The sequence below is a fragment of the Actinomyces bouchesdurhonensis genome, from assembly GCF_963540955.1.
Classification (GTDB): Bacteria; Actinomycetota; Actinomycetes; order Actinomycetales; family Actinomycetaceae; genus Pauljensenia; species Pauljensenia bouchesdurhonensis.
Map to the genome: position 1 here is coordinate 1 of NZ_CAUTSL010000100.1, position 2,645 is coordinate 2,645.

Genomic DNA, 2,645 nt, shown 5'->3' on the forward strand with positions numbered 1-2,645 from the left:
TCTACCCGCAACCCCCGACCAACACCCGGTCACCCACACTCAACTCGGAAGAGCCTTTAAATGGAGGCTAGCAAGGCAAATAACCTTCGTCACACCAATCGTTTGGGACGTGCATCACCCTTGATACAACAAGGAAAAACAGGGGTTTCGAGCGAAGGCAGCCGGATGCCAACGCCGCTATCGACCGCCGTTACAAAACGTCGACGTTACGAAATTAGTGGGGACTTACCCACCAATACGGCTCATCGTGCGCGACGGGCGCGCGAAAGCGTCGATATTGAGGCCGTGCGCGGCCGGCTTCGCCCACATGGCGTCGGCCCAGCGTGCGGCAATCTCGCGGTCCGATCCGCCCCCACGCAGCGCGTCGCGCAGCGAGGTCTCCTCCGTGGAAAACAGGCAGGAGCGCACCATGCCGTCCGAGGTCAGGCGGGTGCGGTCGCACGCACTACAGAAGGGGTCGGACACCGAGGCGATGACGCCCAGCATCTTGGTCGGGTCCCCGTCCACGATCCAGCGTCCCGCTGGCGAGTGCGGATCCTCGCGCGGCGCGGGGGCCAGCGTGTGGCGGGTGCTCATGATGTGCAGGATCTCGTCGGCCGTCATGATGTTCTGGCGATCCCACGTATCCGGCGGGCCGATCGGCATCTGCTCGATGACGCGCAGCTCGATACCCCGATCCAGGCAGTAGTCGACCAGGTCGGGCAGGTCGTCCTCGTTCATGCCGCGCAGCACCAGGGCGTTGACCTTAATCGGGTTCAGCCCGGCGCGCGCGGCCGCCTCGATGCCTTCCAGCACGTCGGAGAGGCGATCGCGGCGGGTGATCGCCGCATAGTGTTCGGGGTCCAGGGAATCCAGCGAAATGTTGACGCGGTTCAGGCCCGCATCCTTCAGGCCCTGGGCGCGCTTGGCCAAGCCCAAAGCATTCGTCGTCAGGGCCAGGTCCGGCTTCTTTCCCTCGTCGGTGCGCAGCTGGGCGCACTCGTCGATGATCCCCTCGAGGCCTCGGCGCAGGAGGGGTTCACCCCCGGTGAAGCGGACCTGGCGGATCCCGAGCCGCTCGACGCCGACGCGCACGAGGCGCACGACCTCCTCGTCCGTCAGGGTGTCCTCGGTGGGTAGCCAGTCCAGACCTTCGGGCGGCATGCAGTAGGAGCAGCGAAGGTTGCAGCGGTCCGTCAGGGACACGCGCAGGTCGCGGGCGACGCGTCCGAAGGTGTCGACGAGCCGCAGCGGCGCCTCACACGCCACCGCATCTGCCGCCTGCGCGGCGGATACGAACTCGACAGACATGGCGCAACCCTACCCCGTTTTACCCGGTCTTCGCCCCTCGAAAAACGGGCGGTATACCCGAAACCGCGCCCCGGCCTCGTCGCCTGAGAGAAAGGCGACAGTGGACAGCGCAGACACGAGTTGCAGCACCGGGATAGCGTGAATACACGAGAGCCACCCGAGCGAGGAGCACCATGCGCGCCGTCGTCATGCACGAACCCGGCAACGTCACCGTCGAAGAGACGCCGATGCCCACCATCCTGGAACCCACGGACGCCATCATCAAGCTGGCGGCCACCTGCATCTGCGGCTCGGACCTGTGGCCCTACCGCGGCATGGAGCCCGTCCACGAGCAGCGCATGGGACACGAGTACGTCGGCACCGTCATCGAGGTGGGAGAGGCCGTCACGACCGTGCGCCCCGGCGATTTCGTCGTCGGCTCCTTCTGCATCTCCTGCGGCGAATGCTCTGTCTGCCGCGCCGGCTACCCCTCGCGTTGCGCGACTGCGGCCGCCCAGGGCGACCCCTTCGTCGGTATGCGCGCCGGCGGCACCCAGGCCGAGTACGCGCGCATTGCCCTCGCGGACGGCACGCTCGTGAAGACCCCCGGCACGCCCACGCGCGAGCAGATTCCCTCGCTCCTGGCCGCCTCCGACGTGCTCGGCACCGGCTGGTTCGCCGCCGACGAGGCCGGGGCGGGTCCCGGGACAACCATCGTCGTCGTGGGCGATGGGGCCGTGGGCCTGGGCGCGATCATCGGCGCCCGCCAGCTGGGCGCATCCCGCATCATCGCGATGTCGCGCCACGCGGACCGCCAGGCCCTGGCCCGCGAGTTCGGCGCAACCGACATCGTCGAGGAGCGCGGCGAGGAGGGCATCGCGCGCATCAAGGAACTGACCGGCGGCCTGGGGGCCGACGGCGTCGTCGAAGCGGTGGGCAACGAGACGGCTTTCAACCAGGCGCTCGGCTGCGTGCGCCCCGGCGGTCACCTGTCCTTCGTGGGCGTACCACACGGCGTCTCCCTGGACATGGGCCGCATGTTTCTTGCGGAGGTGCACATGTTCGGCGGGCCCGCGCCCGTGCGCAAGTACCTGCCGACCATGATCAACCTGATCATGAGCGGAACCATCAATCCCGGCGCCGTCTTCGACATGGTCCTGCCGCTCGAGCAGGCCGCCGAGGGCTACGCCGCCATGGACGAGCGCCGCGCCACGAAGGTCATGCTCACCGTCTGACGCTTCGGGAGTTGTGGGCGTCGCGGGCCGTGCTGGGGTCGCTGGCGCGCCTAGCCTTGCTGGCGTGCTTAGCCGTGCTAGCATCCCTAGCCGTGCTGGTATCGGGGGCATCGCGGGCGTCCCTAGCCGTGCTGGCGTCGC

Annotated in this window: 2 protein-coding genes; one reads left to right on the forward strand and one right to left on the reverse strand. The window is 68.0% G+C overall.

From position 1 onward, the window contains the following. Positions 1-225: 225 nt before the first annotated feature. Positions 226-1,290, reverse strand: a complete 1,065-nt coding sequence (moaA, locus tag RYL44_RS10145; RefSeq protein ID WP_314975919.1) for a GTP 3',8-cyclase MoaA — start codon at positions 1,288-1,290, stop codon at positions 226-228. 173 nt (positions 1,291-1,463) lie between these two features. On the opposite strand from moaA, the gene RYL44_RS10150 reads away from it, so the two are divergent. Then, positions 1,464-2,504, forward strand: coding sequence for a zinc-dependent alcohol dehydrogenase family protein (locus RYL44_RS10150; RefSeq protein WP_314975920.1), 1,041 nt, complete (start codon positions 1,464-1,466; stop codon positions 2,502-2,504). The last annotated feature ends 141 nt before the right edge of the window (positions 2,505-2,645 follow it).

Excerpts from the sequence above, each read along its gene's own strand:
- RYL44_RS10150 (WP_314975920.1), top strand. The coding sequence starts at position 1,464 with ATGCGCGCCGTCGTCATGCACGAACCCGGCAACGTCACCGTCGAAGAG.
- moaA (WP_314975919.1), bottom strand. The coding sequence starts at position 1,290 with ATGTCTGTCGAGTTCGTATCCGCCGCGCAGGCGGCAGATGCGGTGGCG.